The organism is Eubacterium sp. BIOML-A2 (assembly GCF_009680135.1).
Lineage (GTDB): Bacteria > Bacillota > Clostridia > Lachnospirales > Lachnospiraceae > Faecalicatena > Faecalicatena contortus_B.
Map to the genome: position 1 here is coordinate 37,525 of NZ_WKZK01000018.1, position 25,324 is coordinate 62,848.

Genomic DNA, 25,324 nt, shown 5'->3' on the forward strand with positions numbered 1-25,324 from the left:
TCCTTTATTAAGTGCTTGCTGAGATCATTCTTTGGGCAGGGTTTGGACTATGCAGTTGTTTTTTCCGGAGGATTTGGCATCGTACAGGCATTTGTCGGCTAGGGTGTATGCGGTTTGGAAGCTGATGCACTGTCCTTTGACCAGGAGTGCGCCTATGCTGCAGGTAGCCTGGACTCCGTGGTTCTGCATGATCTGCTGGAGAGTGCGCTGCAAGGCGGTGCACCTCTTTTTCAGGGACTCTTTTGAATCATGGTAGTTTGTGAGCAGCACCATGAATTCATCTCCGCCGACACGGCCGATGATATCTGATGCGTGGAATGTTTTGTGGAGTAATTTTCCGGTCTCTTCCAGAAGACGGTCTCCGGCGGAGTGGCCGATGGTGTCATTGATCTTTTTGAAATCGTCCAGATCTAGAAAGAGCAGGGCGCAATGCACGGGGGCGTTTGTATTCAGATACTGGGAAATTGCATTTTCACAGGACTTTTTGTTTAGAATGCCAGTGAGGGAATCCAGCATGCTCAGGCGTTTGTAACGGCTGCGTATGTCGTGGTCATCGGCGCGGAGTTTCAGGATTACGTGGGCGACTGCCAGCGAAAAGATAAAGGAAACGACAGAATTAAAGATGTCGTTTTCTGCCATCAGCGGATTTTTTATCTGTAAGACTGCAACGGCGTATACGACCTCGACCAGAAACATGACCGTGAACATCTGACGGAAACGGAGAATGAACAGCGCTGGAAACGCAATATATAAAAGCGGTAGGAAAGAGCTGGGAGCATCCGGGTAAGGAAAGACATCTATAGAAATAACAAAAGCAAACAGCGTGATTTCGAAAGCCAGGCAGATGCCGGTTATCACGCGCTTGTCTCTGCGGCCTGTCTTTGCGTAAACTGTAGAGATGATGAAAAAGGCCAGTGCCGCCGGGAGAAAAAGAAAATGCTGTAATGTGATTGTCCAGCCTTTAATGATAAACGGGGTTATTATGTAAAATAAGACAAGGAGAAGGACATTGAGCAGACTGGAAATTTGAAGCAGGATCAGATTTTTCTTTGCGATTTCATTTTCCGCACTTTTAAAATAGGTTTCTTTTAGGTCTAAGTCTTTCCGAATAAATCCAATTAGATTAAAAAACATATAAAAGCTCCCTTATGTTTGTGGTTTCAATTTGCTATGTGATATATTATACTGTGAAAGAGGTTTAAACACAACCGGAATATTTCCAGGATATGCCAGTTGTTGTACTTAAAATAAAATCTAAGTATCAGACATAAATAGGCTGCGGAAAAGGCGGAGGAAAAGGAATATGGAGAACGGAAGAATGAGTATTCTGCTGTTTGCGGGAACATCAGAAGGAAGAATGCTGGCTGAATTTTTAGGCACGCTGTCTGCGCCAGCCTTCGTCAGTACGGCTACAGAGTACGGAATGGAATGCGTGGAAGGAATTCAAAATATCCGGGTCATAACGGGCCGGATGGATCAAGAGGCTATCTGCGGATTTATCAGGGAGAATCAGATCAGGCTTGTGATCGATGCCACTCATCCCTTTGCGCGCCTGGCCACGGAGAATATTCAAAATGCCTGTAAGGGGAGCGGCGCCGGTTATATCCGCTGTCTGCGGGACGAAAGCGGGACAGGCGGCGCAGGATCTTACCGCAATATGGTAATTGTAAATTCCGTGGCAGAAGCAGTAGAGTATCTCAAAACACGGGAAGGCCGGATATTCATTTCCACCGGGAGCAAAGAATTAAGGCTGTACACAGCGATCGACCATTACAAAGAACGCTGTTTTGCCAGGGTTCTTTCGACAAAAGAGTCCGTGGAAGAGAGCGTGGAGCTTGGATTCAAGGGCTCCCATCTCATCGCCATGCAGGGACCCTTTTCGAAAGAATTAAATACTGCCATGCTGAAATACACAGGAGCAGACTATTTTGTGACAAAGGAATCAGGCAAAGCGGGGGGATTTGAGGAAAAACTGGAGGCTGCCAGAGAGACAGGGGTAACGCTTGTAGTGATTGGAAGGCCTGCAGAAACAGGGTACAGTGTGGAAGAAATAAAGGATTATATTCAGAATATTCTGAATATGGAGGGCAAAGGGGTCAGACCCCTCTTCAGAGGGGTCTGACCCCTTTGCCCTCGTTCTTAAAAAATTACATAAACAAAAGAAAAAAGTACAAACGGAAGAACGGAAAATCATATACAATGATAGATAGTGAAAATTGCATAATCAGACAATTTATGATAAAATAAAAAAGATTTTGGATGAGGTGGGCGCATGAAGAAAGGGCTGATACATATTTACTGTGGAGATGGAAAAGGGAAGACGACTGCCGCAACAGGGCTTGCTGTCAGAGCTGCCGGAAGCGGTATGAAGGTTCTTTTTTCGCGTTTTCTGAAGAATGAGGACTCCGGAGAGCTTAAGATTCTGGATGCCGTGGAGGGAATTACGGTACTCCATATGGACAAATCATTTGGATTCTTCAACACGCTGTCCGAAGCGGAGAAAGCGGAGGCTCAGGAGACTTATGCACGGCTGTGGGATACGGTTTGTGAAAAAGCAGTATCCGGAGAGTATGATATGCTTGTGGTCGATGAGTTTATGGCCGCCTATCATTATGGCCTCATTGATCACACAAAGTCGCTGGCCTTTTTGGAAAAGAAACCCAAGGAACTGGAAGTCGTCCTGACCGGACGGAATCCGGACGAAAAGCTGATCGGGCTTGCGGATTATGTTTCCGAGATCCGGAAAATCAAACATCCCTTTGACCGGGAGATCCGGGCAAGACGGGGGATCGAGTATTAGGGGGAGATACCTCCGATAAAAAGCAGCCAAAAGGGTAATGTTACCCTTTCGGTATATAATTCAGGTCTGGCATACAATTTAAAGGTAAGCTGTCCAAGTGCAGTATAGAATCTGCAGCGGACGGCCGCAGGGGAAGCAGGTGGGAATCCTGCACAATACCCGTTGCTGTAAAGGTGGAATGGTATCCATGATGTCACTGTGAGAATTCTCATGGGAAGGCGGAATACCGTGTTGATGCCTGAGTCAGAAAACCCGCTTTTAAATGGATCTGAATGGTTACGGGGATATGACCGGGTGTTATGCCGCAGATCTCATACGATTTTGTGGTATACCTGGGGGTATTTCAAGACAACATATCACAAAAAAGGAGAGAGAAATATGTCAAAAAAAGAAAAATTCTTACTCAAGGCAGCCATCGCGTTCGCGCTGATGTTTGCCGTCACACCGGCTGTGAATGCAATGCACATTATGGAAGGGTACCTTCCGGTTAAATACTGTATTGCCTGGGGTGTTATCTGTGTCCCATTCCTGGTTGCCGGCCTGATTTCCCTGAAAAAAAGATTAAAAGAAAACAGAAAAACCATCACACTGATTGCAATGGCGGGGGCGTTTATTTTCGTGATTTCTTCCCTGAAAATCCCGTCCGTGACGGGAAGCTGTTCCCATATGACGGGCACAGGGCTGGGGGCAATCCTGTTTGGCCCGGCGGCAGTCAGCGTACTGGGAATCATCGTGCTTTTGTTCCAGGCGATTCTGCTGGCACACGGCGGATTGACAACACTGGGGGCAAACACATTTTCCATGGCGATAGCGGGACCGCTTCTGTCATTTGGAATCTTTCAGCTCTGTAAAAAAATGAATGTGAACCGAAAAGTATCCGTTTTTCTGGCGGCTTTTCTGGGCGATATCTTTACATACTGTGTGACCAGCATCCAGCTTGCACTCGCTTACCCATCCGAGGCCGGAGGTGTTGCGGCATCTGCTGTTAAATTCCTGGGTGTATTTGCACCGACCCAGCTTCCGCTGGCAGTCATCGAAGGCATCCTTACGGTTATCATCGTCATCGGCCTGGAATCTTATGCAAAACCGGAACTCAAGTCAATCGGATTTTTAAAGGAGGCAAAATAGGATGAGTAAAAATACAAAAACAGTCATTATTCTTCTGATCGCAGCTGTATTAATTGCAATTGTGCCCCTGTTCGCGAAGAAAGGCGCTGAGTTCGGCGGCTCTGATGACGCGGGGAGCGTTATGATAGAAGAGATTCAGGGGGAATACACCCCATGGTTTACACCGGTGCTGGAGACTGCACTGGGCGGCGAACTGCCGGGCGAGGTAGAAAGCCTGATCTTTTGTATCCAGACAGGGATCGGGGTTGGCATCATCGCTTTTGTGATGGGACGATTCGTAGAAAGAAAAAAATGGCAGAAAAAGATGGAATAAAGAGGAATAAGCTTCCGGGAAGGAGGGCGGCATGATTGTAGTAGATAAGCTCTGTTATCGCTCCAGATTAAGATACGTAAATGCGGGTGAAAAGTTTGCATTTTCCATGATAACTCTGCTGTTCTGTGTAGTCAGCCGCTCACTCATCGTTGCAGGCGCGGTGTTTGCAGTCAATTCATACCTGACCGTGAAAAAAGGACGCATAGCGGCGGGGCAATACGCAAAGCTGCTGGCGGTGCCTTTTACATTCCTGATATTGAGTACACTTGCGATTATAGTCAATATCTCAAAAGTCCCACTGGATGCTTATGCAATTCCAGTGGGCAGCTTTTTTATCACAGGGAGTTTTCATTCCCTTCTATTCGGGATACAGCTAATTGCGACGGCCATGGCGAGTGTGTCCTGCCTGTACTTTTTATCTCTCAATACGACAATGACAGATATTCTGGACGTGCTGGCAAAACTGCACTGCCCTGAGATATTGACGGAACTCATGCTTCTGATCTACCGGTTCATCTTTGTGCTCATGGAGACTGCTTCCGCCATGATGGTGTCACAGAAGTCCAGGCTGGGCAACAAAGATCTGCGAACCTCGGTGAGTTCCTTCGGAAAGATGGGGGCGGGCCTGCTGCTCCGCGCATTTAAGAGATCCAATGCATTGTATGATGCCATGGAATCCAGGTGTTACGACGGCAGGATCAGAGTACTTGCGGAACATCATCCGGCCAGAAAAAAAGAAGTCGCTGCAATCGCAGTGTTTGAACTGATCCTGCTTGCACTGACAATATGGAGGAGATTCTTATGAATACAGAGGAACAGGATGTCATAATAGAGGCGAGAGATGTCCACTACGCATATGAAGAAGGAGGCCCGCACTCCCTAAACGGCGTGAGCCTGAAAATAAAAAGGGGGAAAAAGGTGGCATTCATGGGTGCAAACGGCTGCGGAAAGTCCACTTTTTTTCTATGCTGCAATGGGATATATAAGCCGGATAAGGGAATGGTTCTATTTGAAGGAAAGCCGGTGGATTACTCCAAAAAGGGATTGCTGGACCTTAGAAGCAGGGTCGGTATTGTCTTTCAGGATCCGGATAATCAGCTGTTTTCGGCAAGCGTGTACCAGGAAATTTCCTTTGGAATCCTGAACATGGGTGTAGCGGAAGAGAAAGCAAGACAGGAAGTGGACCAGGTGATCGGCCATCTTGAGATAACGCCCTTCCGGGACCGCCCGGCCCATGCCCTGAGCGGAGGACAGAAAAAGCAGGTTTCCATCGCCGACATCCTGGTGATGCATCCGGAAGTCATCATACTGGACGAACCGGCGGCCGCGCTGGACGCAAAACATACAAAGATCGTCAATCAGATCGTAGATGGGCTGGCGGAAGAAGGAATTACGATTCTGATGGCTACGCACGATATTGATTACGCACTGTCCTGGGCTGATGAGATCGTGCTGATGCATGAAGGAAGAGTACTGCGGCATGCGGATCCCGTCACAGTGTGTACGGATCAGGAGGCGCTGGCCATGACCAACCAGGAAGAACCCGCCGTATTAAAGCTGTTTGCACGGCTCCAGAAAAAAGGGATACTGGGAGGCGGACTGAAGCCGCCTGTGAATATAAGAGAACTGGAATATTATATAGAGGCCTCCTCCAAGGCATAAGAGGCGGTGAAGGCCGATATCAGAAATTAATAGGAAAGAGAGAGCAGAAAATGGATAAGATAACAGGAAAGAAGGCCATACTTGTCGTGAGTTTTGGGACGAGCCATCTGGACACTCTGGAGAAAAACATAACGGCGATTGAAAAGCAGATCGGAGAGTCATTTCCGGACTATAGAATCTATCGCGCATTTACCAGCAAAATGATTAAGAACAAACTGCAGAAAAAGGAAAATTTATTCGTAGCGAATGTCAAAGAAGCCATGGAACAGATGGCAGAGGACGGCATCGAGCAGGTTATTGTACAGCCGACCCATGTTATCAACGGGATAGAGAACGACAGAATGCTCAGGGACGTGATGGATTACACAGACAGATTCCGCAGGATACGCGTGGGAAATCCGCTTCTTACCAGTGTGGATGACTACAAGAAATCCATTCATGCCATGATGGCGGAGGTTACACTGGAGGAGGGCGAGGCGCTGATCCTGATGGGACACGGCACAGACCATCATGCGAATTCAGCATACCCGACCCTGGAGTATACCTTCCACTCACTTGGCTACAATCAGGTGCTGGTGGGCACGGTAGAAGGCTTTCCAGATCTGAGGAACGTCATGACGAAACTGGAAATCTCCGGAATCCGCAAGGTAACGCTGATGCCGTTTATGGTGGTGGCAGGTGACCATGCGAAGAACGATATGGCGGGGGAAGACGATTCCTGGAAGGCAGAACTGGAGGACGCCGGCTATGAAGTGAAGGCGCTGATCCGAGGGCTGGGCGAGATGAAGGGAATCCGCAATATCTTTGTTGAACATATTGAAGCCGCTATGTAATAGAGAGAGGAGAAAGACCATGGAAAAACAGCTGCCAAAAGGCAGGACGCAGGCAGAGACAATATGGAAAAACCAAAAGCAGCTGCGCTCGGGCTATACCACCGGCAGCTGTGCGGCAGCGGCAGCCAAAGCCGCCGCGTACATGCTCCTTTCAAAAGAAGTCATCACACAGGTATCCCTGCTGACTCCGAAAGGCATCACATTGTATCTGGACATCGAGCAGATAGACATTGGCCCGGACCGGGTCCGCTGTGCTGTCCAGAAGGACAGCGGGGACGATCCGGATATTACGGACGGTATCTATATTTATGCAGAAGTGAAAAAGACCGCGGATGGGTCCCTTTGTCTGGATGGCGGAGAAGGGGTCGGAAGAGTCACAAAGAAAGGGCTTCAGCAGGAGATCGGAGAGGCCGCAATCAACAGAGTTCCCAGGCAGATGATTTTGGGAGCGGTCGAGGAGCAAAGGGAGAGGTTCGGCTACAGCAAAGGGCTGGAGATTGTAATCACGATTCCCGAGGGCAGAAAACTGGCTTCGAAGACATTTAACCCCAGATTGGGGATCGAAGGCGGCATCTCAGTGCTCGGCACAAGCGGGATTGTAGAGCCGATGAGTGAAAAGGCCCTCACGGATACGATTTTTCTGGAAATGAAAGTATTGAAGGAAAATGGACATGACTGGTGTTATGTGGTGCCAGGCAATTACGGGAGCGATTTTCTGACAGAGACTTTAAAATATGACGGCAGCCTGTCCGTAAAATGCAGTAACTATATCGGCGAGACCATCGATGATGCGGTGAGTCTGGGAATGAAAGGCATTCTGCTGATCGGCCATGTGGGCAAACTGGTCAAACTGGCAGCCGGGGTTATGAATACCCATTCCCGCCAGGCGGACTGCCGGATGGAAGTGCTCGCCTCCCATGCGGCAATGGCAGGCGCCTCAGCGGCGGATGCAGAGAAAATCATGGACTGCATTACGACAACGGAAGCCCTGGATTATTTGAAAGAACGAAAGTTACTGCGCCCTGTAATGGAGACGGTAATCAGACGGATTGAATTTCATCTGAGACAGCGCGCGGGAGATACGCTGACAATCGGGGCGGTCGTATTTTCCAAAGAAGAAGGAATTCTTGGGAAAACGAAAAATGCAGAAGAATTATTGGAACAGATCAGAAGGGAGCAGGTATGAGCGAAGGAATAATGTATACCCAAAGGGCACTCCGTAATTCATGCCCTACGGACGGATCCGCAGTAAACTGCGGAATAATGTATGCAGTAGGTGTGGGACCGGGAGACCCGGAGCTGATGACGCTGAAGGCGGTGAACACCATAAAAGAATGTGAGGTCGTTGCCATTGCGGTCTCAAGTCCGGAGCTGAAGGACGCGGTATACGAGGAGGCGGGCACTGAGAGCAGAATGCCTGTTTACCTTGAAAAATGTGTAGCGTGGCAGATTGTCCTGCCCGTGATCCCGGAGATCGTCCGTAAAGCAAAGCTGTTCCTTCCCATGCCGATGATGAAGGAAAAGACACAGCTGAAAGAGATTCATGACAAATGCGCGGATAAGACAGAAGAAGTCCTGCGTTCGGGCAGAAATGTGGCATTTATTACGCTGGGGGACCCCAGTGTATACTCCACCTGCCTGTATGTCCACAAGCGTTTGAAAGAACGGGGATGCAGGACCAGCCTGGTGCCCGGCATCACTTCTTTCTGCGCTGCAGCGGCCAGAATGGATTCCGGCCTCGTGGAAAACAGGGACGAATTACATATTATTCCGGCGTCCTATGGGATCGAGGAAAGCCTGGAGATGCCGGGAACCAAGGTTCTGATGAAGGCTGGAAAAAAGATGCCTTACGTAAAACAGGCAGTGAAAGAGAAGAAGCTCCGGGTTCAGATGGTGGAGAACTGCGGGATGCCCGGAGAGAAGATCTACTGCCAGGCGGAGGACATTCCGGATGAGGCGAGTTATTATTCACTGATCATATTAAAGGAGGAAAAGTAGATGATTGCATTTGTTGGGGCAGGAGCCGGAGCAGCAGATCTGATTACCGTGCGTGGACAGAAGTATCTGCAGGAGGCTGACATCATTGTATATGCAGGGTCCCTTGTAAATCCCGCATTGCTGGAGGTTAGAAAAGATGGCTGTGAGGTACATAACAGTGCGTTAATGACGTTGGAGGAAGTGCTGGACGTCATGATCCGGGGAGAGAAAAATCACAAGAGGGTGGTACGTCTCCACACCGGAGACCCGTGTCTGTACGGCGCGATCAAGGAACAGATGGACGCATTGAAACAAGAAGGCATTGACTATGAAGTCTGCCCAGGAGTCAGTTCATTCTGCGGGGCCGCTGCAGCTCTGGAGGCAGAGTATACCCTTCCCGGGATATCCCAGTCCGTGGTAATTACCAGAATGGCCGGCAGGACACCGGTGCCGGAGAAAGAGTCCATCAGAAGTTTCGCCGCACACCATGCAACCATGGTCATATTCCTGAGCACGGGGATGCTTGCGGAACTGGAAAAAGAACTGCTGGCGGGGGGATATGAGAAGGATACACCGGCGGCTATCGTGTATAAGGCCACCTGGCCGGAACAGAAAGTCTGCCGCTGTACAGTGGACACCCTGGCCAATACCGGGGAGAGCGAAGGCATTACCAAGACGGCGCTGATTGTAGTCGGGGATGTGCTGGAGGGCGGCTATGACCGATCCGAACTTTACAATCCGTCTTTTACTACGGAATTCCGGAAAGCAAGCAGAGAGGGGAAGACAAATGAGTAAGGTATATGTGGTAGGGCTGGGGCCCGGAGCAGACAGGCAGATGACACTGGAGGCAAGGGCTGCGCTGGATACATGCAAGGTCATCGTAGGATATACGGTGTATGTAGATCTGATTAAACAGCAATACCCGGAGAAAACGTATCTGACCACCCCCATGACCCAGGAAGTAAAGCGCTGCCAGATGGCGCTGGAGGAGGCGGCAGGGGGCCGGGACGTGGCGATGGTGTGCAGCGGAGACGCCGGGATCTACGGCATGGCTGGCCTGATGTACGAGACCGGTGCGGAGTATCCGGACGTGGAGATCGAGATTGTGCCGGGGATTACCGCCGCTAATGGCGGCGCCGCGGTACTGGGAGCGCCTCTGATGCATGATTTTGCAGTGATCAGCTTAAGCGATCTGCTGACGCCATGGGAAAAGATAGAGAAGAGGCTGAAGGCGGCGGCCATGGCGGACTTTGTGATCTGCCTGTACAATCCGTCCAGCCGGAAGCGTAAGGACTACCTGCAGAAGGCCTGTGACTACATGCTGGAGTATAAAAGCCCGGATACGGTCTGCGGTACCGTGCGCAATATCGGGAGAGAAGAGGAAGCCAGCAGGATCCTTACCCTTGGAGAACTGAGAGATACGGAGGTTGATATGTTTACCACCGTGTTTATCGGAAATGAACAGACAAAAGAACTGAACGGGAAGATGGTGACTCCCAGAGGATATCGGAATGTGTAAAGAAAAACAGATCATTTATCTCACCGGAATCGGGATGGGAAACAGAAACTCCCTAACAGCCCAGGCAGAACAGATATTCCGGGAATGCGACTGCATTATCGGGGCGCAGCGGATGACCGATGCCCTGCAGTCATTTGGAAAGCCCGTATTTCACTCTTATAAACCGAAGGAAATCCACGATTTCCTGAAATCACACGGAGAATACAGGAAGGCGGCGGTGGCGCTTTCCGGGGATCCCGGCTTCTACAGCGGGGCCAGAAAGCTGAAAGAAGAGCTTGCGGATTATCCGGTTTATACGATACCGGGAATATCTTCCGCGGTGTATCTGGCGGCAAGACTGGGGATTTCCTGGGAAGACGCTGCTCTTGTGAGCATACACGGAAGAAAACAGAATTTCATCTATGAGATCGCGAAACACGAGAAGACGTTTCTGCTGTTCGGAGGAATCGAATGCGCCCGTGAGATCTGTGAGAAGATACGAGATTATGGCCTGGGTGAGACCGAATTTTACATAGGAAAACATCTCTCCTATGAAGAGGAGGAGATTCTCCATAAGAGGGGCAGAGAGCTGGAACCGCAGGACCTTGACGGTCTTGCCGCCGCTTATGTACGGAACCCCAGTCCGGATAAGCGGGTCTGCCTGCATATGGAAGATGAAGAGTATATCCGCGGCAGGGTACCCATGACAAAATCGGAAATCCGGGCGGTCAGCCTCGCAAAACTTGCGCTTACGGAGGATGCCGTGCTCTATGACGTAGGTGCTGGAACCGGGTCAGTCAGCATGGAAGCCGCCTGCCAGTCGGGAAGTATCCGGGTGTATGCCATCGAAAAAAATCCGGAGGGCGTAGAACTCATCGGCCAAAACCGCAGGAAGTTCTGCTGCGACCAGGTACAGATTGTGTTGGGAACGGCGCCGGAGGCAATCGAGGCGCTGGAGCCGCCGACCCATGTATTTATAGGTGGCAGTTTCGGTAATCTGAAAGACATCTTAAGACTTGTGCTGGAGAAGAACCCTGATGTACGGATTGTGCTGAATGCGATCTCTCTGGAGACGGTAAAAGAGGCCATGGAAGCGCTGGAGGAGGGGCTCCTGCCCGATGCGGAGATCGTGCAGCTGTCTGCAGCCAAATCCCGGAAACTGGGGGCTTACCATATGATGACGGGACAGAATCCCGTATACATTATTTCTGCCGGAAAACGTTACTATTCACGGCCTATGGACCGTGCAGAGTAACCGGAAAACGGCAGTAGGGATAGTAATGGAGAGGAAAAAGGAGAAGAGCAGGTATGCAGATTCCAAGTTTTATGATAGCCGCCGCTTCCAGCGGGAGCGGTAAGACCGTGATTTCCTGCGGACTGATGTCTGCCCTGAAACAGAAGGGGATGAAGGTGTCCGCATGCAAATGCGGACCGGATTATATTGACCCCATGTTCCACCGGGAGGTTCTGGGGATTGAATCCGAGAACCTGGATTTATTTTTCTGTGAGCCGCAGGTTATGCGGATCTTATTCCATGAGCATGCAAAACAGGCAGACATAACGGTCATAGAAGGGGTCATGGGATATTATGACGGAATGGCGCTGGACAGTGAAAGAGGCAGTTCCTACGATGTGGCACGGACCCTGAAGGCGCCGGTCATTCTCGTCGTCCCGTGCAGGGGTATGGCACTTTCTGTTCTTCCTGTCATTCAGGGGATCCTTGGATTCCGTAAGGACAGCAATATCAGCGGGATCCTGTTAAACCGTGTATCCGGGATGCTCTATCCAAAGATGAAACGGATGATCGAAACCGGCCTGGCGCAGGCGGGGTATCCGATCCCTGTGATAGGCTATGTGCCGGAAAATCCGGTGTTTGGGCTGGAGAGCAGGCACTTGGGACTGGTGACGCCGCAGGAGATCGGGGAGATCAGAGAGCAGCTGGAGGAGGCCGGAAAGATCCTGTCAGAGACTGTGGAACTGGATTGTCTGCTGAAGATCGCCGCACAGTTTTCCGGGGGAATGCCGGAAGTCTGGTACAGTGACAAAGAGGCGTTTCATCCCGCAGACACAAAAGCCGCCCGGGGGAAGCAAACAGCGGATAAAGAACGGGATGCTGACGGCGCCCCGGTCAGGATTGCGGTTGCCAGAGATGAAGCATTTTGCTTTTACTATAAAGATAATCTGGCGTTTCTGGAAAAGGCGGGCTGTGAGCTGGTTCAGTTCAGCCCTTTAAGAGACCGCTCTCTTCCGGATGACATCCAGGGCCTGATCCTGGGAGGCGGCTATCCCGAGCTTTATACAGAACAGCTGGAAAAGAATGCGTCCATGCGCAGTTCGGTAAAACATGCGCTTGCGGACGGGCTCCCCTGCCTTGCAGAGTGCGGTGGATTTCTGTATCTGCATGAAGAGATGGAGGACGACAAAGGCACTGCACGCAGAATGGCGGGAGTGATACCAGGAAAAGCATTCCGGACAAAGCGCCTGGTACGCTTTGGCTATATAGAGCTGGAAGCCATGAAAGCGGGGCTATATCTGGATAAAGGGGAAAAGATAAGGGGACACGAGTTTCATTATTGGGACAGTACAGACAATGGAACAGACTGCCTTGCCGTCAAGACCGATCGAAAAAGAAAGTGGGAATGCATTCACATGGAAGGCAGCCTGTTCGCAGGATTTCCCCATATCCACTTTTATTCTAACCAGGCATTTGCCGGCCGTTTTATAGAAGAATGTAGGAAAAGGAGACCTTGAGAAATGACAGCAGAAAAAGATGATATGACACTGGAAAAATTGAGGGCGCAGATCGAGCCGGCCGATGAAGCCAGCGCTGAGGCTGCCAGGAAGCGGTGGATGTCCGTGGCAAAGCCCCTGTTCAGCCTGGGGAAGCTGGAGGATGCTGTCATTCGGATTGCGGGGATGAAAAGGAGCGCCCAGTATGAACTGAAAAAGAGGGGCCTGGTTATCATGTGTGCGGACAACGGTGTTGTGGCGGAGGGGGTCACACAGACGGGCCAGGAAGTCACAGCAATCGTTGCGGATAATTTTACGAAAAAAGCGGCAAGCGTTGCAATCATGAGTGAGGTTGCGGGCGCGGACCTGTTTCCTGTGGATATCGGGATGGTGACAGATGTGCCTTCTGTTACCAGGGCGGACAGAAAAGTGGCCTGCGGCACGAAAAATCTGGCACAGGAACCGGCCATGAGCAGAGAGGAAGCCTGGCAGGCCGTGGTGACAGGGATCCGGATCGCGGAAGAACTCAAAGAGCAGGGATATGATATTCTGGCCACCGGTGAAATGGGAATCGGCAATACGACGACAAGCAGCGCTGTGGCAGCAGTTCTTCTGGGCAGGCCGGTGGAAGAGGTGACAGGCAAAGGCGCCGGGCTGACAAGTGAAGGCCTGGAACGCAAAATCAGTGTGATCAAAGAGGCAATCCGCAGACACAGGCCGGACAGGGACGATGCCCTGGATGTGATGGCAAAAGTCGGAGGCCTGGATATTGCCGGGCTTGCCGGAGTCTATCTGGGCGGCGCACTTTATCATATTCCGGTTGTGATCGACGGCTTTATCTCTGCGGTTGCAGCACTGTGCGCAGCCAGACTTGTGCCTGCATCGCTGGATTATATGATGCCCTCCCACGTATCTAAGGAACCGGCCGGACAGATGCTGTTGGACGCGCTCGGGCTGGCGCCATTTCTTACCTGTGACATGTGCCTTGGGGAAGGAAGCGGCGCGGTGGCAGTATTTCCGCTCCTGGAGATGGGGCTGCAGGTATATCTGCAGATGAGCACCTTTGAAGAAACGAATATTGAGAAATACGAAGTACTAAAATAAAGTAAATCCGGAGACACACTCTAAGACAGGGCAGTGATGTTATCGGGAGTAATCTGAGAAAGAAAAGAGGAACCTTATGTATCTGCTGAAATCCTGCGCGATTGCATTTTCCATGTATTCTAAAATTCCAATGCCGCGGGTGGACTGGAACGAAAAAAATATGAAGTATGCGATGTGTTTTTTCCCGGTAGTCGGGGGCGTGCTTGGCGTTTTGGAAGTCATAGTGGGCGGACTCCTGCTGGACTTCGGCACAGGTACGTTTCTGTTTGCGGCGGCAATGACGCTGCTGCCCGTTCTGGTGACCGGAGGCATCCACATGGACGGTTTTATGGACACCATGGATGCGCTCAGCTCCTACGGTGACAGGGAGAAAAAGCTTGCCATTCTGAAGGACTCTAATTCCGGGGCGTTTGCGATTCTCGGCATGTGCTGTTATTTCCTATGGAATGCCGCGATATGGAGTGAAGTAACGAAAGATATGCTGCCGGTGATCGCATGCGGATACGTGATTTCCCGCTCTATGAGCGGATTCTCTGTCGTAACCTTTCCGGCGGCGCGCAACAGCGGGCTGGCGAGGACATTCCAGGATGGGGCCCAGAAAAAGACCGTGCGAGCAGCGACAAGCCTGTGTTTACTTGCGGCTGGCGCGCTGATGCTGATCCTGAGCCCTGTGCTGGGAACGGCAGCTCTGGCGGCAGCGGTATTGGTATTTCTATACTACAGGCATACATGTAAAAAACAATTCGGAGGCATAACCGGAGATCTGGCGGGGTACTTCCTGCAGCTCTGTGAACTGGCCATGCTTACCGTGATTGTTTTGGCAGGAGGGATTGGATGGAGATAATCATGATCCGGCATTTCCAGACACCGGGAAATGTTGAGAAAAGATATATAGGAAGAACCGACGAGCCGCTGGCAGACCTGAAGGGAAGGGAACAGCTCATCAGGGAAAGGCAGGACTCATGCCGGGATGTGGAGCAGGTAATCATAAGCCCCATGAAAAGATGCATCCAGACGGCAGCCTGTATATTTCCGGATAAAACCCCTGTTCTCTGTGAAAAAATGCGGGAATGTGACTTTGGGCTTTTTGAAATGAAACGCTATGAAGAACTAAAAGAGATTCCGGCTTATCAGGAATGGCTGGATTCCAATGGAACCATACCCTTCCCTGAGGGGGAGGACCCGAAGCTGTTCAGACAGCGCTGTGTGGAGGGATTTTACGAATGCGTGGACCGGCTGATCTCGGAAGAGGTGAAAAAGGCGGCCATGGTCGTACACGGCGGCACGATTATGGCGGTACTGTCCTGCATTGATAAAGAGAAAAGGGAGTTCTATCATTGGCAGCCGGAAAACGGCGGAGGATACCGGGTGGCGCTGGATGAAGAAGCCTGGCGCCAAGGCAGCAGAGTAAGCGGGGAGATTGAGAAGTTATGATGTCACTGATCGCCTGTGGGACAGGATTTATATTAGATTTTATATGCGGAGATCCGGTGTGGCTTTATCATCCGGTGAGGCTGATTGGGGCCTTAATTGCATGGCTGGAAAAAAAGGCGCGCGTCCTGTGCGGGAGGAATGAAAAAAAATTGCTCTGGGCAGGAACAGTGATCTGTATCCTTGTGATTGCGGTATCCGTTATCGTACCATGCATCCTGTTGTATGCCGCAGGGCGGATTCATCCGGCGCTGCGGTTCGTATTGGAGAGTTTCTGGTGCTATCAGCTTCTGGCGGCGAAGTCCTTAAAGCAGGAGAGCCGGAAGGTATACGATGAGATCAAAAAAGGAGACCTTCCGGGAGCCCGCAAAGCCGTGTCCATGATCGTGGGAAGAGATACGGATCAGCTGGATGAGGCGGGCGTAGTTAAGGCAGCAGTGGAGACCGTAGCGGAGAATACTTCCGACGGAGTGACAGCCCCCTTGATCTTTATGATGATCGGGGGTGCGCCCCTTGGATTTTTCTATAAGGCGGTCAACACGATGGACTCTATGATCGGTTATAAAGATGAAAAATATTTGTACCTGGGAAGGACTGCTGCAAAGCTGGATGATGTGCTGAACTATATCCCGGCAAGGCTGTCCGCCTGGCTGATGACGGCGGCCGCATATATGCTGGGGATGGATGGAAAGAATGCCTGGCGGATCTACCGGAGGGACCGTATGAACCATGCCAGCCCGAATTCCGCCCAGACAGAAGCTGTGTGTGCAGGGGCGCTCCGGATACAGCTGGCAGGGGATGCATGTTATTTCGGAAAGCTGTATAAGAAAAAACACATCGGGGATGCACTCAGGCCTGTGGAGGCGGAGGATATTGTGAGAGCGGGCAGACTGCTCTATGGGACTGCGGTTCTTACATTTCTTCTGGCAGGCGCAGTAAAGGTTCTGCTGATCCTGTTTTGGTTCTAAACGATATATTATTTAAGGAGGTTCCCATGGATTACATACATGGCGGGGATATTTATACATACAGAGGAATGACCGACTTTTCCGCAAATATCAATCCCTTCGGCCCGAGTACGGCGGTGAAGGAGGCAGCATGCCGGGCGATGGATTCGGTCGGGGCTTATCCTGACAGCAGGTGCCGGGCACTCAGGGAGGCGCTGGCAAAGCAGCTGGGAGTGTCCGGGGAGAGGCTGGTATTCGGGAACGGGGCTGCGGATCTGATCTTCTCTCTCGTTTCCGCCGAAAGGCCGAAACAGGCCGTGCTGACAGCGCCTTCTTTTGCGGAATATGCGCAGGCGCTTGCCGCGTCGGGCTGCGGGGTCAGATATTATTATCTCAGGGAGGAAGAGAGTTTCCGGCTTGGAGAGGAGTATCTTGATATGCTGACAGAGGATGTGGATCTGATTTTTCTCTGCGCACCGGATAATCCAACAGGCAATATGATAGAGCCGGATCTGCTGGAGAAGATTGCAGAAAAATGTGAGAGGCTGGGAATCCGGATGATACTGGATGAATGCTTTTACGAATTTCTGGATAATCAGGAACTGGTGTTCGCTCCCGAAAAAGTACGGAAGTACCGCAAGCTTTTTCTGCTCCGCGCATTTACAAAGATGCATGCCATGCCGGGACTGCGTCTGGGATACGGAATCTGTTCGGATGAGGAACTTATGGAAAAACTGGAACGGGTGAGACAGCCTTGGAGCGTGTCGGCTCCGGCCCAGGCGGCGGGAATTGCGGCTCTGAAGGAGGAAGAACGGGTAAAAACTACCAGAGCTTTTGTGAGTGAGGAACGGAAAATGATGGAAAAAGAATTTGAAAGAATAGGAGTCAGGTATTTTCCGTCCTCAGCAAATTATATGCTTCTGAAAAGCAGTTATGACTTATTTACACTTCTGAAAGAAAAAAAGATACTGATCAGGGACTGCAGCAATTACGAAGGATTGAAACAGGGATATTACAGGGTGGCCGTGAAAGGCAGGGAGGAGAACCGCCTGCTGATCCGCGCGCTGGAAGAGGTCTGCGGGCAGAAAGAAATACGGGATGCAGAAAGGATGGGAGAACAGTGGCAAAGGTAATTATGATCCAGGGAACAATGTCTAATGCAGGAAAAAGCATACTGGTGGGAGGGCTTTGCAGAGTTTTTCGGCAGGACGGGTACAAAACGGCCCCTTTTAAATCACAGAACATGGCGCTGAACTCCTATATTACAAAGGAAGGCCTGGAGATGGGCAGAGCACAGGTCATGCAGGCGGAAGCTGCAGGGATAGAGCCCTGCGTGGAGATGAACCCGATTCTTCTGAAACCGACCAATGACACGGGCTCCCAGGTGATTGTAAACGGTGAGGTAACCGGTGTGATGTCTGCGGCAGAGTACTACCGCCATAAAAAAGAGTATATTCCGGCTATTTTGGAGGCATATCACAAGCTGGAGGAACAATATGATATCATTGTGATCGAAGGCGCGGGAAGCCCGGCGGAGATCAACCTGAAGGACGATGATATCGTAAACATGGGAATGGCAAAGCTGGTGGATGCGCCGGTGCTGCTTGTCGGGGATATTGACAGGGGCGGTGTGTTTGCACAGATCGTGGGAACACTGGAGCTTCTGGACAAGGAGGAGCGGGATCGGATCAAAGGCACCGTGATCAATAAGTTCCGGGGGGACAAGGAAATTCTGCGCCCCGGCCTGGATATGCTGGAGGAAAAGACAAAGGTGCCGGTGCAGGGGGTGATTCCCTATTTTTACCTGGACATTGACGATGAGGACAGCCTGACGGAACGATTTGATAAAAAGGGAACCGTGGGGATACTGGATATCGCGGTGATCCGTACTCCCCGTATCTCGAATTTTACGGATTTCCTGGCGTTGGAATGCATAGAGGGCGTTTCGGTGAGATATGTAACCTCTGCGGGAGAATTCGGCAGCCCGGACGCCGTGATCGTGCCGGGCAGCAAGAATACCATCGAAGATCTGCTGTGGATGCGCCAGAACGGGCTGGAGGCTAAAGTGATCCGCCATGGAGCAGCGAGAAAACTGGTCTTCGGCATCTGCGGCGGCTACCAGATGCTCGGGGAAGAAATCGTGGATCCGCAGGGCATGGAACATCAGGGATCTGTAAAGGGGATGGGGCTGCTTCCCGTGAAAACTGTATTCGAGCCGCAGAAGACGAGAACCAGGGTCAGCGGGCAGTTCCGGAATCTGAGCGGCGCCCTGGAAGAATTGAACGGCGTAAAAATTGAGGGCTATGAAATCCATATGGGAACTACCCGTTTTATGGGGGATGAACAGCCGATCCTTACGTTGGAAGACGACGTTCAGGGAAAAGCGGTTAAGCTGGACGGTGCGGCGGCCGGGAGCGTGTGCGGCTGTTATGTGCACGGCGTTTTTGACCGGCCGGAGGCGGCCGGAGCGGTTGCAGCTGTGCTGCTGAAGCAGAAAGGACTGGATGCCGGGGCCGTCAAAGCGGTGGATTTGGCGGTATACAAGGAAGAACAGTATGATAAGCTGGCTGATATTATCCGGGAAAATATGGATATGAAGGCAATTTATGAGATCTTGGAGAAAGGAAACCATACATCATGAGCTCTGTCATTCGTATAGGAAGCCGGGAGAGCCGGCTGGCCGTCATTCAGGCGGAAATAGTGAAAGAACTGATACAGAAGAATCATCCTGAGATACAGGTCGAACTGGTTACGATGAAGACGACGGGTGATAAAATCCTGGATAAAAGCCTGGAACTGATCGGCGGCAAGGGATTATTTGTGAAAGAACTGGATAAAGCACTCTTAGAGGGAAGTATTGATATCTCTGTGCACAGCCTGAAGGATATGCCCATGGAGATACCAGAGGAGCTGCCCATTGCCGCATACAGCAGACGGGAAGATCCAAGAGATGCGCTGATCTGCAGGCCGGGATGCAGCGGGGTTCCGGAAAACGGCGTCATTGGGACTTCCAGCAGAAGGCGCAGCCTGCAGCTTGGTAAACTGTATCCAGGATGTACTTTCCGCGGGATCCGGGGAAATGTCCAGACCCGTCTCCGCAAGCTGGAGGAAGAGGGCTATGACGGAACGATCCTGGCAGCGGCTGGGCTGAGACGTCTGAACATGGAGCATGTCATCGGACGGATATTCAGCACAGAAGAGATGGTTCCCGCAGCCGGCCAGGGGATTCTGGCCGTTCAGGGCAGGAAAGGGGAAGACCATTCCTTCCTGGATTGCGTGGAGAGCACTAAGAGCAGGTCCGAGGCTCTTGCGGAACGCGAATTTGTAGCAGCCCTGGACGGCGGCTGCACTTCACCGGTAGCGGCGCACGCGGAGGCAAATGGCAGCGAACTGAAACTGACCGGTCTGTATTACCGCGAAGAGGATGATACTTACTGGACAGAGACAAGAATTGGTAATACGGCGGATGCCAGACAGCTTGGCGCAGCTCTGGCAGAAGACATGAGACGGAGGGATTGAGATGGAAAAGAGCGGAAAAGTCTGGCTGGCAGGCGCCGGCCCGGGGGATGCGGGACTTCTGACCGTAAGGACGAAACAGCTGCTGGAAGAGGCGGATGTTATCGTATATGATGCGCTGATCAGCGCAGAGATTCTGAGCCAGATTCCGGATGGAACGGAACTGATCCATGTGGGAAAGCGGTCCGGACACCACCTGGTCCCCCAGGAGGGGATCAATGAAATTCTGCTGGAGGAGGCCCAAAAAGGGAAAAAGGTGCTGCGGCTGAAAGGCGGCGACCCGTTTATATTCGGGCGGGGCGGCGAAGAGCTGGAGCTGCTGAAAGAAAACGGGATTCCTTTTGAGGTAGTCCCCGGCGTGACTTCTGCAGCAGCAGTACCTGCCTATGCGGGGATTCCGATTACCCACAGAGATTATACTTCCTCCTTCCATGTGATTACAGGACATCCGAGAAAGGATGGAACCAGCAGAATTGATTATCCTTCCCTCGTGGGGCTCGGGGGGACACTCGTATTTCTGATGGGAATTGCTTCCATGGAGACCATCCTAAAAGGTCTTATGGACGCGGGGATGAACGAAAATATGCCTGCGGCCGTACTGGAAAAAGGAACACTCGCTGCCCAGCGGCGGGTAGTCTCCACTGTGTCAGGGCTGCCAAAAGCAGCAAAAGAAGCAGGAATCGGCACCCCGGCCATTATTCTGGTGGGCGAAGTCTGCGGTCTGGCAGATACGTTCCATTGGGCGGAAGACCGGGTGCTGGGGGGCAGGCAGATCCTCATCACGAGGCCCCGGCAGAACAGCTCCAGGCTGGCGGCAAAGCTGCGCGGACTGGGAGCACAGGTGATAGAATTGCCCTCGATCGTGACGGAGGCGCTCTCCCCCAATCCGGTTCTGAAGGAGGCGCTGGAAAGGTTCGGAACCCGTGCCAAAGAAGAATGGCTTGTGTTTACAAGCCCCATCGGGGTAGAGGTCTTTTTCGGACAGCTGGCTGAAATGAAAACAGATTTGCGCAGCCTGTTTGGCAGGCCGGCAGCGATCAAGCTTGCTGCGATTGGAAGCGCTACCGAAAAGGCGCTTCAGGGATATGGCCTGTTCCCGGATCTGGTGCCGGAGGTCTACTGTGCCGCCAGTCTGGGGAAGGCACTGGCAGAAGCGGCAGAACCGGGAAGCTGTGTGACTATAGTCCGGGCTAAGATTGGTTCCGAGGAACTGCTTCCGCCGTTAAGGGAGGCAGGACTTGAGGCAGAAGATATTGCGCTTTATGAGACGGTTTATAAGACGCACAGCCATATCCGGGAGAAAATCACCGGCCTCTTTGAAGAGGGTGGGATTGATGCAGTTACATTCACAAGCGCGTCCACGGTCCGCGGTTTTGTAAATGCCATGAAGCTTAAGGACTACAGCAGTTTACTGGCAGTCTGTATTGGAGAACAGACCGCAGCCGAGGCAGCAAAATACCACATGCAGATCCGGGTTTCCGAGAAGGCTTCCATAGACAGCCTGACAGATCTGCTGATAGAAGAATTGGCTTCGAAAGAGTTGTAAACCCGGAAGCACAGTAGTTACTATTCACGGGGCCGTGCACCACGTTGCACGGCATCCGAGCCAATAAAGTGATGGAGCCGGGCATCTGGCTCCTCGCCACAGGCGACTTTAAATGAGCCAGATGCCGTTACTATGCACGGCCTATAGGCCGTGCATAGTAACGCACAGTACGAAAGGAGGAAGTTCAAATGCTGAAATATACAGGCAAACGGATATTTATCGGTATCCTTTCTCTTTTCGTACTGGTAACAGCCGCGTTTTTTCTGACCCGCCTGATGCCGGGAAGCCCGTTTCAAAGCGGAAATGTGTCCGGTGATGTTCTGAAATCCATGGAGGAGGAGTACGGTCTGGACAAGCCCATGACGGAACAGTACAGGCTGTATCTGGGCAATCTTCTTCAGGGAGACCTGGGTGTCTCCTATAAGAAGCCGGGAGTGACTGTGGTGGAAGTGATCCGCCGTGCCTGGCCTATGACAGCGGCCCTTGGAGGTCTGGCAATCCTGGCGGCTGTGGTGTTCGGAACACTGCTTGGCATCTGGCAGGCATCTTCGGACAGAAAGGCCGTGAAAGGAGGAATATTCCTGGGGGCCATACTTGGAACCGGTATCCCCAACTTTGTCATAGCCCTGCTTCTGATGTTTTTCTTCGGGGTGAAGCTGAAACTCCTTCCTATTGCAGGCCTGACCGGCCCGGAGAATTATATACTGCCTGTGATCTCGCTGGCAGTATATCCGACGGCGGTTATTGCCCGGATGATGCAGAATACATTCCGGGAGGAGATGCAGAAGGACTATGTCGTGCTGGCCAGGGCGAAAGGTTTGAAGCCGGGCAGGACGGCGCTTACCCATATATTGAAAAACGCCTGGATTCCGGTGTTGAATTATATCGGTCCTGCAGCGGCATTTTTGCTGACCGGAAGCTTTGTGGTTGAGAGTATATTTACCATACCGGGACTGGGACGGGAATTCGTGAATTCCATAGGAAACCGGGATTACACGCTGATCATGGGTCTGACCGTATTTATGGGAATCGTGGTGATCGGCATCAATCTGCTTACGGATCTGCTGTGTGCATGGCTGGATCCACGTGTAAGGAGGGCCTGCCGATGAAAAAGACGATTTACCAGAGACAGTCCTTAAGTGTCTGTCAGCCGGACAATTCTCCTGCAGGTTTCAAAAAAAAGTTAAATCCCTATGTGCTGACAGGCGGTATTCTGCTGGCTGCTCTTATTCTGCTGGCTCTTCTGGTACCTGCGCTGTCACCCTATTCCTATGAAACACAGAATGTGGAGATTCAAAACGCCGGTTCGTCCCTGCAGCATCTCTTTGGGACAGACAAATTCGGCAGGGATCTCTTCGTCAGAGTGTGGTACGGCACCAGAATCAGCCTGCTTGTGGGGGCTGGCAGCGCTCTGTTCTGCGGTGTAATCGGTATCCTCTACGGGAGCATCGCCGGATATGCAGGTCAGAAAACGGACATGCTCATGATGAGGCTTGCAGATATCATTGACGCCATCCCCTCCCTATTGTATGTCATACTCATTATGCTTGTTCTGGGAGCAAATGTGGGCAGTATCCTGCTCGGCATCTGCATATCCGGCTGGATTGACCTGGCCCGGATTGTTCGAGGCGAGGTCATGCGGCTGAAAGAACGGGAATTCTGTGTTGCGGCCAGGATGGCGGGAGCTGGAACCGTAAGAGTTCTGAGGAAGCATTTGCTGCCGAATGCGGCAGGGCCGGTGATCGTGAACATCACTTTTCAGATACCGAAGGCGATATTTACGGAGGCGTTCCTCAGCTTTGTGGGCGTGGGCATAGCTGCGCCGGTAGCGAGCCTGGGCACATTAATACAGGATGCCAGGAGCCAGATGCAGGTCTATCCGTCCCAGATGTTTTATCCGATTGCGGTGCTGTGTATTTTGATATTATCTGTAAATTTGATCGGGGCAGGGCTTGAGAGAGCGTCCCGCCTGGAAGAGGAAGGTTAACTGCAAATGAATGTATTGAGTGTACAGGATTTGAGCGTACAATTTCATGATAGACATGCAAATGGCGAGGCCGTGAGCAGTCTCAGCTTTGAGATCGGCCCGGGAGAGATCGTGGGGATTGTCGGAGAGTCGGGCTCGGGGAAGAGTACGGCTATGCAGGCAGTTCTGGGGCTGCTTCCCGAGCGCGCAGAGGTGATGTGCCAAAAAATGCTCCTGAACGGGGAAGAGATCGCGCCTCCTCCTTACCGGGAAGGCAGGCCCAGGAAACAGGAACAAAAAGCCTATGAGAAAAAGATGCAGCAGATCCGCGGCAGCCAGATTGCTATGGTGTTCCAGGATCCGCTGTCCTATCTGAATCCCACGGTAAAGATCGGAAGGCAGATCACAGAAGCGTTGCGCGCGCACAATAAAAGCTGTACCCGTGCGCAGGCGAAGCAAAGAGCCGAGGAACTGCTGGATATGGCAGGGCTGCGGCGGCCGAGAGAGTGCCTGGATAAGTATCCTTTCGAGATGTCAGGGGGGATGCGCCAACGGGCGGCTATCGCCATAGCACTGGCATGTGCTCCGAAGCTTCTGATAGCCGATGAGCCTACCACGGCGCTGGATGTGACGGTTCAGGGGCAGATTCTTAAACTGCTGGCCCGGATCGCCGAGGAGACGGAGACCGCGGTTCTGCTGGTGAGCCATGATCTTGGCGTAATCGCATCGGTGTGCCGCCGTGTTCTGGTTATGAAGAACGGAAAAATGGTAGAGGAGGGTACCGTAGAGGAAATCTTTTATGATCCCCGGGAAGAATACACACGTCTGCTCATTGAGCGGGCCAACGGCCTCAGCGCTTTGACAAAGAAAAAAATATCCTCCGAGCCGCTGCTCACACTGAAGCATGTGACGAAATCCTATTCCGGAGGGGGAGGACAGGTAAAAGGGAATCAGCCAGAGGCCGTGCGCGACGTCTCCTTTGAGATTGATAAGGGAGAGACCTACGGCCTAGTCGGAGAGAGCGGGTGCGGGAAAACAACGGTCGCTAAAATGATAACCGGGGTACATGCTCCTTCGGAGGGCAAGGTAATTTACCGGGGAAAAGAGCTGGAGGGGATGTGCCGCCAGATCCAGATGGTGTTTCAAGATCCTTATGCGTCGCTGAATCCAAGGATGACAGTCCGGGAGACACTGGAGGAACCGCTGCTTTTGAACACGGCGGATCCTCCGGATGAGAGAAAAGAAAAGGTAGCGGATATCATGGAACTGGCCGGGCTGAATCCGGATGACGCAGGAAAATATCCGCGGGCTTTTTCCGGGGGACAGCGTCAGCGAATCGGGATCGCAAGGGCATTGATGCTAAGACCTGAGCTGATCGTCTGCGATGAGCCGGTTTCGGCGCTGGATGTTTCGATTCAGGAACGGATACTGGAACTGCTGGAAAAGATTCAGAGAGAAACCCAGGTTTCCTATCTGTTTATATCCCATGATTTGAACGTGGTAAAAAGAATCAGCCAGAGGATAGGGGTTATGTACGCCGGAAGTATTGTGGAATCCGGGGCGACACAATCCATCTACGAAGATCCCTGGCATCCTTACACGAAAGCTCTTCTGTCGGCGATACTGACCCCAGATCCGCGGACAGCCAGGAAGCGCCGGGGGATGGCGGCAGCAGGAGAACCAGGACAGAAGGCAGAGAGTGCAGGAGGCTGCCCGTTTGCACCTCGCTGCGGATATGCGATGGAGTGCTGCCATACAGGCCGGCCAAAAACGTACTGTTTTGGTGACAGGAAGGTAGCCTGTTTCCTGTATTCGGTGGAATATACGGGAAGAAGAAGCGGTGATTACAAGATGACTTCACAAATATAAGGAG

The 25,324-nt window shown here is 51.8% G+C and carries 25 protein-coding genes and 1 riboswitch; of the genes, 24 read left to right on the plus strand and 1 reads right to left on the minus strand.

From position 1 onward, the window contains the following. Positions 1-24: 24 nt before the first annotated feature. Complete coding sequence (locus GKG43_RS08640) at positions 25-1,134, minus strand: GGDEF domain-containing protein (protein WP_129878986.1); 1,110 nt, start codon at positions 1,132-1,134, stop codon at positions 25-27. Positions 1,135-1,303: 169 nt separating this feature from the next. On the opposite strand from GKG43_RS08640, the gene cobK reads away from it, so the two are divergent. The 24 genes from cobK (at position 1,304) to GKG43_RS08760 (ending at position 25,320) form a co-directional block, all read left to right on the plus strand. Beyond that, positions 1,304-2,122 carry a precorrin-6A reductase gene (gene cobK / locus GKG43_RS08645; protein ID WP_129878987.1) on the plus strand — a complete coding sequence of 273 codons (819 nt, stop codon included), beginning with the start codon at positions 1,304-1,306 and terminating at the stop codon, positions 2,120-2,122. Between the two features lie 150 nt (positions 2,123-2,272). Continuing rightward, a complete protein-coding gene (locus GKG43_RS08650; RefSeq protein WP_129878988.1) occupies positions 2,273-2,800 on the plus strand; it encodes a cob(I)yrinic acid a,c-diamide adenosyltransferase in 528 nt (175 codons plus the stop codon). Between the two features lie 78 nt (positions 2,801-2,878). Next, positions 2,879-3,075, plus strand: a riboswitch (cobalamin riboswitch). Positions 3,076-3,178: 103 nt separating this feature from the next. Continuing rightward, the gene (locus tag GKG43_RS08655) at positions 3,179-3,928 is read left to right on the plus strand and encodes an energy-coupling factor ABC transporter permease (RefSeq protein WP_129878989.1); all 750 of its coding nucleotides are present in this window, start codon (positions 3,179-3,181) and stop codon (positions 3,926-3,928) included. 1 nt (position 3,929) lies between these two features. Continuing rightward, positions 3,930-4,241: a cobalt transport protein CbiN gene (locus GKG43_RS08660; protein WP_025657095.1), complete on the plus strand. Its 312-nt coding sequence runs from the start codon at positions 3,930-3,932 to the stop codon at positions 4,239-4,241. Positions 4,242-4,272: 31 nt separating this feature from the next. Further along, on the plus strand, positions 4,273-5,046 hold the full coding sequence (cbiQ, locus tag GKG43_RS08665; protein WP_129878990.1) for a cobalt ECF transporter T component CbiQ: 774 nt from the start codon (positions 4,273-4,275) through the stop codon (positions 5,044-5,046). Beyond that, positions 5,043-5,903 (plus strand): ABC transporter ATP-binding protein, encoded by an 861-nt coding sequence (locus GKG43_RS08670; RefSeq protein ID WP_129878991.1) that lies wholly within the window; start codon positions 5,043-5,045, stop codon positions 5,901-5,903. Before cbiQ ends, GKG43_RS08670 begins: the two co-directional genes overlap by 4 nt. A gap of 50 nt (positions 5,904-5,953) precedes the next feature. After that, entirely contained in the window at positions 5,954-6,736 is a 783-nt protein-coding gene (locus tag GKG43_RS08675) for a sirohydrochlorin cobaltochelatase (RefSeq protein ID WP_129878992.1), read from the plus strand. Between the two features lie 19 nt (positions 6,737-6,755). Continuing rightward, positions 6,756-7,922, plus strand: a complete 1,167-nt coding sequence (gene cbiD / locus GKG43_RS08680; RefSeq protein WP_129878993.1) for a cobalt-precorrin-5B (C(1))-methyltransferase CbiD — start codon at positions 6,756-6,758, stop codon at positions 7,920-7,922. Then, a complete protein-coding gene (cobI, locus tag GKG43_RS08685) occupies positions 7,919-8,734 on the plus strand; it encodes a precorrin-2 C(20)-methyltransferase (RefSeq protein WP_025657100.1) in 816 nt (271 codons plus the stop codon). Before cbiD ends, cobI begins: the two co-directional genes overlap by 4 nt. Then, complete coding sequence (gene cobM / locus GKG43_RS08690; protein ID WP_025657101.1) at positions 8,735-9,508, plus strand: precorrin-4 C(11)-methyltransferase; 774 nt, start codon at positions 8,735-8,737, stop codon at positions 9,506-9,508. Then, positions 9,501-10,232, plus strand: coding sequence for a precorrin-3B C(17)-methyltransferase (gene cobJ / locus GKG43_RS08695; RefSeq protein ID WP_129878994.1), 732 nt, complete (start codon positions 9,501-9,503; stop codon positions 10,230-10,232). The genes cobM and cobJ overlap by 8 nt, the downstream gene beginning before the upstream one ends. Next, a complete protein-coding gene (cbiE, locus tag GKG43_RS08700) occupies positions 10,225-11,466 on the plus strand; it encodes a precorrin-6y C5,15-methyltransferase (decarboxylating) subunit CbiE (RefSeq protein WP_129878995.1) in 1,242 nt (413 codons plus the stop codon). The genes cobJ and cbiE overlap by 8 nt, the downstream gene beginning before the upstream one ends. Positions 11,467-11,519: 53 nt before the next feature. Continuing rightward, positions 11,520-12,962, plus strand: a complete 1,443-nt coding sequence (locus GKG43_RS08705; RefSeq protein WP_129878996.1) for a cobyrinate a,c-diamide synthase — start codon at positions 11,520-11,522, stop codon at positions 12,960-12,962. 3 nt (positions 12,963-12,965) lie between these two features. Next, positions 12,966-14,045, plus strand: coding sequence for a nicotinate-nucleotide--dimethylbenzimidazole phosphoribosyltransferase (gene cobT / locus GKG43_RS08710; protein WP_243125838.1), 1,080 nt, complete (start codon positions 12,966-12,968; stop codon positions 14,043-14,045). Positions 14,046-14,121: 76 nt separating this feature from the next. Continuing rightward, complete coding sequence (locus tag GKG43_RS08715; RefSeq protein WP_129878997.1) at positions 14,122-14,889, plus strand: adenosylcobinamide-GDP ribazoletransferase; 768 nt, start codon at positions 14,122-14,124, stop codon at positions 14,887-14,889. Next, positions 14,880-15,479, plus strand: coding sequence for a histidine phosphatase family protein (locus GKG43_RS08720; protein WP_129878998.1), 600 nt, complete (start codon positions 14,880-14,882; stop codon positions 15,477-15,479). Before GKG43_RS08715 ends, GKG43_RS08720 begins: the two co-directional genes overlap by 10 nt. Beyond that, positions 15,476-16,444: an adenosylcobinamide-phosphate synthase CbiB gene (cbiB, locus tag GKG43_RS08725; protein ID WP_129878999.1), complete on the plus strand. Its 969-nt coding sequence runs from the start codon at positions 15,476-15,478 to the stop codon at positions 16,442-16,444. Before GKG43_RS08720 ends, cbiB begins: the two co-directional genes overlap by 4 nt. Positions 16,445-16,470: 26 nt before the next feature. Next, positions 16,471-17,556 (plus strand): histidinol-phosphate transaminase, encoded by a 1,086-nt coding sequence (locus GKG43_RS08730; protein WP_129879000.1) that lies wholly within the window; start codon positions 16,471-16,473, stop codon positions 17,554-17,556. Next, a complete protein-coding gene (locus GKG43_RS08735; protein ID WP_129879001.1) occupies positions 17,544-19,064 on the plus strand; it encodes a cobyric acid synthase in 1,521 nt (506 codons plus the stop codon). The genes GKG43_RS08730 and GKG43_RS08735 overlap by 13 nt, the downstream gene beginning before the upstream one ends. Next, on the plus strand, positions 19,061-19,942 hold the full coding sequence (hemC, locus tag GKG43_RS08740) for a hydroxymethylbilane synthase (RefSeq protein WP_129879002.1): 882 nt from the start codon (positions 19,061-19,063) through the stop codon (positions 19,940-19,942). Before GKG43_RS08735 ends, hemC begins: the two co-directional genes overlap by 4 nt. Position 19,943: 1 nt before the next feature. Next, positions 19,944-21,485, plus strand: a complete 1,542-nt coding sequence (cobA, locus tag GKG43_RS08745; protein ID WP_129879003.1) for a uroporphyrinogen-III C-methyltransferase — start codon at positions 19,944-19,946, stop codon at positions 21,483-21,485. A 188-nt stretch (positions 21,486-21,673) separates the two neighbouring features. After that, positions 21,674-22,594 carry an ABC transporter permease gene (locus tag GKG43_RS08750; protein ID WP_129879004.1) on the plus strand — a complete coding sequence of 307 codons (921 nt, stop codon included), beginning with the start codon at positions 21,674-21,676 and terminating at the stop codon, positions 22,592-22,594. Next, positions 22,591-23,472, plus strand: a complete 882-nt coding sequence (locus GKG43_RS08755) for an ABC transporter permease (RefSeq protein ID WP_243125839.1) — start codon at positions 22,591-22,593, stop codon at positions 23,470-23,472. The genes GKG43_RS08750 and GKG43_RS08755 overlap by 4 nt, the downstream gene beginning before the upstream one ends. 6 nt (positions 23,473-23,478) lie before the next feature. Next, positions 23,479-25,320 carry an ABC transporter ATP-binding protein gene (locus GKG43_RS08760; RefSeq protein WP_129879006.1) on the plus strand — a complete coding sequence of 614 codons (1,842 nt, stop codon included), beginning with the start codon at positions 23,479-23,481 and terminating at the stop codon, positions 25,318-25,320. Positions 25,321-25,324: the final 4 nt, after the last annotated feature.